Source organism: Pseudomonas sp. G5(2012) (genome assembly GCF_000408945.1).
GTDB classification, from domain to species: domain Bacteria; phylum Pseudomonadota; class Gammaproteobacteria; order Pseudomonadales; family Pseudomonadaceae; genus Aquipseudomonas; species Aquipseudomonas umsongensis.
The window spans coordinates 1-6,740 of sequence record NZ_APIO01000181.1 but is presented as its reverse complement, the minus strand read 5'-3'; the positions used below and the strand labels follow the sequence as shown (position 1 = coordinate 6,740).

Sequence of the window (6,740 nt, the reverse complement as noted above, 5' to 3'; positions counted from 1 at the left end):
GTAAGGGCGAAACCCTAGGTAGCCGTTACCGCAGGAATGGATATGTACACCTGAAGGAGGTGGCCGTTACCGCAGCAATGGATATACACCCGATAAGCGCCTTCAGTGTGCGCATGAGGTTGTTAGCGAAACCGTTGGGGAATGGCCTCGGCAAATGGATAGAAGGCGAACCAGGGCCTGGCTTCGTCGATGACGCGCCGGAATGAAGGCCGTTGTACCAGCCTGTCGAAATACGTGCTCAGGTGTTGGCAGTCGTCGGGGAAGGGCACCAGGGTACTGGCATAGAACAGGGCCGGGGCCGCGGCGCAATCGGCCAGGCTGAAGTCCGGGCTGGCCACCCAGGTTCGCGTAGCCAGCTGGCGCTCGAGCATGCCGTAGGCCGTGGTGAGCATGGCCCGTTCCCGGCTCAGGTCGCCGTTCGTCGCGCGAATGCGATCGGCGACTATCTGCTGCAGCGGTACTTGCACGTACTGGTCGAAAAACCGATCCCACAAGCGCACTTGCAAGGCAGTATCCCAATCACCAGGCAGCAGGCAGCGCCCACCTCCATGGAAGCGGTCCAGGTATTCGATGATGACACTCGATTCCGCCAACCCCTGCGGGTGCGTGTGATCGCGGATGACCGGGAACTTGCACAGGGGCCATAACGCCTCGAGCTCCGCGCGGTCTGCTGCACTGGAAAGATCGATGACTCGCCGCTGGAAATCGATGTCGTACTCGTAGAGGGCGATCAGCACTTTGTGGCAGAACGACGAAAGCGGGTGGTAATAGAGGGTCAGCGGCATCGGTCAACTCCTCGGGCGGGAGGGCGCCCCACGGGGTGATTGCTGTGACAGGCAGATTAAGTCGCAGGCACGGTATTCGCCATGCCTGCAGGTTTGCGCCGCATTCCAGGCTGCCGAAAACGTTTCGCGTAGCGACCATTGGCTATGCTCCCGGACACCGATAATGGCCATTACGATCTCCTTTTGGCCAACCCCGCGCTATGAACCTGCGGGGCTGTCGGCAAGAATCGAAAACCGGTGGCTGATGCGCAAGAGCCTCCCATCGATAACTATGAACCCGATCTTCCTTGCCTTGGCTGTTTTGCCGGGCGCTGCTGTGTACAGCACATAAAAACCATCGAGCTGACTTGGGGAATTGATCCATGGACACAATCAAACGCCTATTGGGTGCCACCGTTTGCGGCCTGACGCTGCTGGCCAGTGCCGTACATGCCGAGCAGCGCGAATTGCGGGTGTACAACTGGGCGGACTATATCCTGCCGTCCGTGCCCAAGGACTTCGCCGAGAAAACCGGGATCAAGGTCACCTGGGACACCTTCGACACCAACGAATCCCTGGAGGCCAAGCTGCTGACCGGCAACAGCGGCTATGACTTGGTGGTGCCGTCGAATCAGTTCATCGAAACCCAGATCAAGGCCGGTGTGTTCCAGAAACTGGACAAGACCAGGCTGCCCAACTGGAAACACCAGGACCCGGCGCTGCTCAAGTTGCTGGACAAGAACGACCCCGGCAACCAGTACGGCGTGCCTTACATGAACGGCACCGTGTTGATCGGCTTCAACCCGGCGAAGGTCAAGGCCGTCCTGGGCGAGAATGCACCGGTGGACAGTTGGGACCTGGTGTTCAAGCCCGAGAATATGGAAAAACTCAAGGCCTGTGGTGTTGCCATGCTCGACTCGCCCTCCGAGATTCTGCCGCTGGCCCTGCATTACCTGGGGCTGGACCCCAACAGCCAGAACCCCGAGGACTACGAAAAGGCCAAGGCGCTGATGCTGAAGATTCGCCCTTATGTCACCTACTTCAACTCGGCCAAGTACATGACCGATATCGCCAACGGTGACATTTGCGTGGCCATCGGCTACTCCGGCAGCTTCTACCAGTTCGGCAACCGCGCCAAGGAGGCCGGCAATGGCGTGGTGGTCGATTGGCGCTTGCCCAAGGAGGGCGCGCCGATCTGGTTCGACACCTTTGCCATTCCCAAGAGCGCGAAGAACGTCGATGAAGCCCACGCGTTTCTCAACACCTTGCTCGACCCGACCGTCATCGCACCGATCAGCGACTTCCTCGGTTACCCGAATGCCAACAAGGACTCGCTGGCGCTGATCAACAAGGAAATCACCGGCAACCCGAACCTGACGCCGACCCCCGAGGCTCTCAAAACCCTGTATGTCGTGCAGCCGTTGCCGCAGAAGCTGGAGCGGGTGCGCACGCGGGTGTGGACGGCGATCAAGTCGGACAAATAACCCTAAACCCCTGTCGGAGCGAGCATGCTCCGGGCGGTGTGCCGACGATGAGCCTGAGAGCGCCGCGGGGTGTCAGGTGCCCCGCGTCATCGTTGACGACCATCGCGAGCGTGCTCGCTCCTACACGGCTTTGGTGTTGCGGATGAGGTTGTTGCGCAACGCCACGATCGCCTGCTGCATCTGCACGAAATCGTCGGGATCGAGGCCGGTTTGCGGAAAGCCGTCTTCCGTCAGCTCTGTGCGCAGCTGGCGACCGGCGTCGGTCAGGCTGATTCGTACCTGGCGTTCGTCTTCCGGGTCGCGCTGACGCAGCAGGTAACCCATCGCTTCGAGCTTTTTCAGGATCGGGGTGAGGGTGTTGGATTCCAGGAACAGTTTTTCCCCGAGGCTGCCGACGGTCTGGTTGTCCTGCTCCCACAGCGCAACGAGGGTGATGTATTGCGTATAGGTCAGGCCGAGTCGTTCGAGCATCGGCTTGTAGGCCTTGCCGAAAGCGAGGTTGGTGGAATAGACCGCAAAACACAGGAAATCGGAAAGCTTGAGATCCAGGGCGGACGTTTTGTCGGTGGTTTTCATGGGGTCTCTCTTTGGGCAGGCTGCGACGCTGAAATTATACGTCGTATGCGATGGTGTCGGAAGTGCTCCAAACCTCCGGGTCCCGCCCCCCAAGCGGCCGGTTACCGGGGATAACCCTGGCGAACCGGCCGTGCGGTGCATCACGCGGTCTGCACGTTGATGCTCACGTCAATGTTGCCGCGGGTGGCCTTGGAGTACGGGCAGATCGCATCGGCGTTGTGCGCCAGTTCGGTCGCGACTTCATGTGACAGGCCTGGCACCCGCAGGGTCAATCGGGCCTGGAGGAAGTAGGCTGCGCCGGTCTGGCCCAGGTCGACTTCGATGTCCACGGCCGTGTCGGCCGGCAATGACACCTTAGCCTGTTGGGCGGCCAGGCCCACCGCGGCGATGTAGCAGGCCGACCATGCTCCGGCGAAGAGTTGCTCGGCCTTGGGGTGCGGTTGTACGCCGGTGAACACATGTGCCGGTGTGACGCTGCCAGGGGACGACAATTCGATGTCGAGGTTGCCCTTATGGCCGCGCGAGGTGGTGCCGGTGCTGCTCAGGGTGGTGTGGGTCTTGCCGGTGGCCAGGACTTTTTCGATCTTGCTCATGATGAGTTCCTCAAGTTTACTGTGGGTATATTGTTCGTATACGATAGTATCGCATACGATATTAATTATGCGGTAATGACGTTCAGGGCAACGTCGATATTGCCGCGGGTGGCCTTGGAATAGGGGCAAATGGAGTCGGCGATATGCGCCAGTTCCGTTGCAACGTCCTGTGCCAGCCCCGGCACGCGCAGGGTCAGTCGGGCCTGGAGGAAGTACGCTGGGCCCGTCTGGCCAAGGTCCACTTCGATGTCGACCGCCAGATCCGCCGGCAGCGCGATGTTGCGCTCTGCGGCCACCAGGCCGACGGCCGCGGTGTAGCAGGCCGACCAGGCCCCGGCGAACAATTGCTCGGCTTTCGGGTGCGGCTGGGTGGCGGCGAACACATGGGCTGGCTGGGCGGAGCCTGGCGTCGACAGTTCGATGTCGAGGTTGCCGTTGTGGCCGCGCGAGGTGTTGCCGGCGCTGCTCAGGGTGGTGTGGGTCTTGCCGGTGGCCAGGACTTTTTCGATCTTGCTCATGGGTCAATCCTCAAGGGTGCGGTCAGGTTGTATGTAATGTCGTGTGCGCTTAGATCGCATCCGATGGAAATAATAGTCCTCCAGATCTCAATCGACGTCAAGCGGTATTTTCATGCCCGGACGACGGACGGTCGAAGCGAATGATGCCCGCTTATTCAGAAAGAAAAATGCCCCGAGCTGTTCAGGCTCGGGGCATCAGCATTGACGCGTGACCATGGATTTCGAGTGCAACAGGCGATCAGCTTTGCGGCACTACCCGGGCTTCGTTGCCGGTACCTTCGATATAAACACTCTGGCCTTTGCTCAGTGCGGCATTGACCGGCTGCGTTACCGATACCAGGACGCCGCTCTTGGTACGCACGATAATTTGCTGGGCCTGTTGCGGTTGATCGTATTTTTTCTTCTCGGCGTAGTTGCCACCCGCCGCACCCGCAAGGGCGCCAGCGACCATGGTGACATCTCGCCCGGTGCCCGAACCGATCAGGCTACCGATTCCCACGCCCGCGAGTCCGCCAAGGATGGCGCCGACGCCGCTGTCGTGGTTGGTCTGCATTTGCGTCATGGTGATCTGCTCGATTTTTCCTGAGCGGATTTCCATCTCGCCGGCGCCACCGCTGCCAGCATCGACGGCGGCGCAGGCGCAAAGCACTAGACTTACAAGCGTGATCGTTAACCAGGAAGCGATGTTTTTCATGTTGAACTCCATCATCCGGGGGAAGCAGTTCGTTCAAACGCATCAGTGCGCGTTTGACGAAGGAGACTAGCACAGGGCCCTCGACGCGCTGCCCTGTGGCGGCGGGCCTGGCTGTACTGCCGGATACGCTCACTGAGGGGTGAGATAGACTCATACGGACTTATCACGGCAGGAGTGACACGCGTGGCAGGACTGCAATGGATTCGCTGATCACCGCCGCAGCGCAGGCGTTGGCGGCGGGCGATCCGCTGGGTGCGCTGGACCGGATCGCGCTGCGCGACGATGCGCCCGCGCTGGCACTGCGCGGTATCGCCATGGCGCAACTGGGGGATTTGGTGCGGGCCAAAGCGCTGGTACGCATGGCCTCGCGGGCCTTTGGGCCGAAAGAAGTCGTGGCGCGGGCACGCTGCACCGTCGCCGAAGCCGAGATCGCACTGGCCTCGCGGGATCTTGGTTGGCCGGTGAAGGCGCTGGAAGCGGCGCGGGTCACGCTGCAAGCCCACGGCGATCTTATCAATGCAGCCCACGCGCGTTATCTGGGCATCCGTCGCTTGTTGCTGATCGGCCGGCTCGATGAGGCCCAAGGGCAACTCGTTGACCTGGACCCGGCAACGTTGCCGCCACCCTTGCGGGCGACCCATGAGCTGGTCGTGGCAGGGATCGCGATGCGCCACCTGCATTCACAAGCCGCACGGGCCGCGCTCGCCAGGGCCGAACTCGCCGCGCAACTCGCCGGCATTCCCGCGCTGTCTGCAGAAGTCGAAAGTGCATCCTCCATTCTCAACAGCCCCGCCGCGCACCAGCTCGTGCGTGGTGAAGAACGGCCTCTGTTGCTGGACGAGGTGGAAGCGCTGCTCGCCTCGACTTCACTGGTGGTGGACGCTTGCCGCTATGTCGTGCGTGGCGCGGGCATGTCGGTTTCCCTGTCCAGGCGTCCGATCCTGTTTTCCCTGGTGCGAGCACTCGCCGAGGCCTGGCCGGGCGATGTGCCCAGGGAGACCCTCATCGCCCAGGCCTTTCGGTTGAAACTCAGTGATGAATCCCATCGAGCCCGGCTGCGGGTTGAAATCGGACGCTTGCGCGCGGCGTTGAAACCCTTGGCTACGGTGATCGCCACCCGACGCGGGTTCACATTGGTTGCTCAGGTTTCACCAGACGTGGTGCTGCTCACGCCACCGGTCGAAGAAAAGTATGCAGCGGTATTCGCCTTGCTTGGCGACGGCGAGTCCTGGTCGAGTTCGGCCTTGGCCCTGGCGTTGGGTAGCAGCCAGCGCGCAGTGCAACGCGCGCTCGAAGCGCTGGCAGCCAAGGGCAAGGTGCAGTCGTTCGGACAGGGACGGGCACGGCGCTGGGTGACCCCGCCGGTGCCCGGTTTCGCGACGACCTTGTTACTCCCGGTTCCGCTGCCCGGTGGCTAGGATGATCCCGTCAACCCCTTTGGAGGAACACCGAGATGAAACAGTCAGCCGCCGAAATTGTGCGTGAATATGGCCCCTTTGCCGACGTCGATGATGTGCACGGCGTCACCTGGGACGGCCGGCAGGTGTGGTTTGCAACCACCGACAGGCTCTACGCCCTGGACCCCGAGAGTGGTCGTACGGTGCGCTCCCTCGATGTTGCTGCGCATGCCGGGACCGCCTTCGATGGTAAGCATCTGTTCCAGATTGCCGAGGACCGCATCCAGAAAGTCGATCCTCGTACCGGAGAAGTCCTGGCCACGATCCCGGCCCCCGGCGGTGGCAACGATTCGGGGCTGACATGGGCCGAAGGCTCGCTGTGGGTCGGCCAGTACCGCGAACGGAAAATCCACCAGATCGACCCCGAGACCGGGACTATCCTGCGTACCCTGCAATCCAACCGTTTTGTCACGGGGGTGACCTGGGTCGAGGGCGCGCTGTGGCATGGCACCTGGGAAGACGAGGAGAGCGAATTGCGCCGGGTCGACCCGAACACCGGCGAAGTGCTTGAAAGCCTCAGGCTGCCGGACGGCATCGGGGTGTCGGGGCTGGAATCCGACGGTGGCGAGCGGTTTTTCTGTGGGGGCGGCAGCAGTGGGCGGCTGAGGGTGGTGCAGCGGCCTTGATGGGTTGATTGTGATCGTTCCCACGCTC

At 61.7% G+C, this 6,740-nt stretch carries 8 protein-coding genes; 3 read left to right on the top strand and 5 right to left on the bottom strand.

Annotated elements, in window-relative coordinates; genetic code table 11:
• Positions 1–122 precede the first annotated feature (122 nt).
• Positions 123–785, bottom strand: coding sequence for a glutathione S-transferase family protein (locus tag PG5_RS31950; protein ID WP_020801219.1), 663 nt, complete (start codon positions 783–785; stop codon positions 123–125).
• 362 nt (positions 786–1,147) lie between these two features.
• Between PG5_RS31950 and PG5_RS31945 the strand changes: the two genes are divergently transcribed.
• Positions 1,148–2,248 (top strand): polyamine ABC transporter substrate-binding protein, encoded by a 1,101-nt coding sequence (locus PG5_RS31945; protein WP_020801217.1) that lies wholly within the window; start codon positions 1,148–1,150, stop codon positions 2,246–2,248.
• A gap of 120 nt (positions 2,249–2,368) precedes the next feature.
• On the opposite strand, the gene PG5_RS31940 is transcribed toward PG5_RS31945, so the two are convergent.
• From PG5_RS31940 to PG5_RS31925, 4 genes are all read right to left on the bottom strand, one after another.
• On the bottom strand, positions 2,369–2,824 hold the full coding sequence (locus PG5_RS31940; RefSeq protein WP_020801216.1) for a MarR family winged helix-turn-helix transcriptional regulator: 456 nt from the start codon (positions 2,822–2,824) through the stop codon (positions 2,369–2,371).
• Positions 2,825–2,964: 140 nt separating this feature from the next.
• On the bottom strand, positions 2,965–3,417 hold the full coding sequence (locus PG5_RS31935) for an Ohr family peroxiredoxin (RefSeq protein ID WP_020801215.1): 453 nt from the start codon (positions 3,415–3,417) through the stop codon (positions 2,965–2,967).
• A gap of 65 nt (positions 3,418–3,482) precedes the next feature.
• Positions 3,483–3,935 carry an Ohr family peroxiredoxin gene (locus PG5_RS31930; protein ID WP_020801214.1) on the bottom strand — a complete coding sequence of 151 codons (453 nt, stop codon included), beginning with the start codon at positions 3,933–3,935 and terminating at the stop codon, positions 3,483–3,485.
• Positions 3,936–4,173: 238 nt separating this feature from the next.
• Positions 4,174–4,629 (bottom strand): glycine zipper 2TM domain-containing protein, encoded by a 456-nt coding sequence (locus PG5_RS31925; RefSeq protein WP_042955953.1) that lies wholly within the window; start codon positions 4,627–4,629, stop codon positions 4,174–4,176.
• Between the two features lie 197 nt (positions 4,630–4,826).
• Here PG5_RS31925 and PG5_RS31920 point away from each other — a divergent pair, with 197 nt between their 5' ends.
• Both PG5_RS31920 and PG5_RS31915 read left to right on the top strand, forming a co-directional pair.
• A complete protein-coding gene (locus PG5_RS31920; RefSeq protein ID WP_020801212.1) occupies positions 4,827–6,047 on the top strand; it encodes a hypothetical protein in 1,221 nt (406 codons plus the stop codon).
• Between the two features lie 35 nt (positions 6,048–6,082).
• Positions 6,083–6,712 carry a PQQ-binding-like beta-propeller repeat protein gene (locus PG5_RS31915; RefSeq protein WP_020801211.1) on the top strand — a complete coding sequence of 210 codons (630 nt, stop codon included), beginning with the start codon at positions 6,083–6,085 and terminating at the stop codon, positions 6,710–6,712.
• Positions 6,713–6,740: the final 28 nt, after the last annotated feature.

Coding starts and splice junctions, on each gene's coding strand:
- PG5_RS31915 (WP_020801211.1), top strand. CDS start 6,083: ATGAAACAGTCAGCCGCCGAAATTGTGCGTGAATATGGCCCCTTTGCC.
- PG5_RS31920 (WP_020801212.1), top strand. CDS start 4,827: ATGGATTCGCTGATCACCGCCGCAGCGCAGGCGTTGGCGGCGGGCGAT.
- PG5_RS31940 (WP_020801216.1), bottom strand. CDS start 2,824: ATGAAAACCACCGACAAAACGTCCGCCCTGGATCTCAAGCTTTCCGAT.
- PG5_RS31935 (WP_020801215.1), bottom strand. CDS start 3,417: ATGAGCAAGATCGAAAAAGTCCTGGCCACCGGCAAGACCCACACCACC.
- PG5_RS31945 (WP_020801217.1), top strand. CDS start 1,148: ATGGACACAATCAAACGCCTATTGGGTGCCACCGTTTGCGGCCTGACG.
- PG5_RS31925 (WP_042955953.1), bottom strand. CDS start 4,629: ATGAAAAACATCGCTTCCTGGTTAACGATCACGCTTGTAAGTCTAGTG.
- PG5_RS31950 (WP_020801219.1), bottom strand. CDS start 785: ATGCCGCTGACCCTCTATTACCACCCGCTTTCGTCGTTCTGCCACAAA.
- PG5_RS31930 (WP_020801214.1), bottom strand. CDS start 3,935: ATGAGCAAGATCGAAAAAGTCCTGGCCACCGGCAAGACCCACACCACC.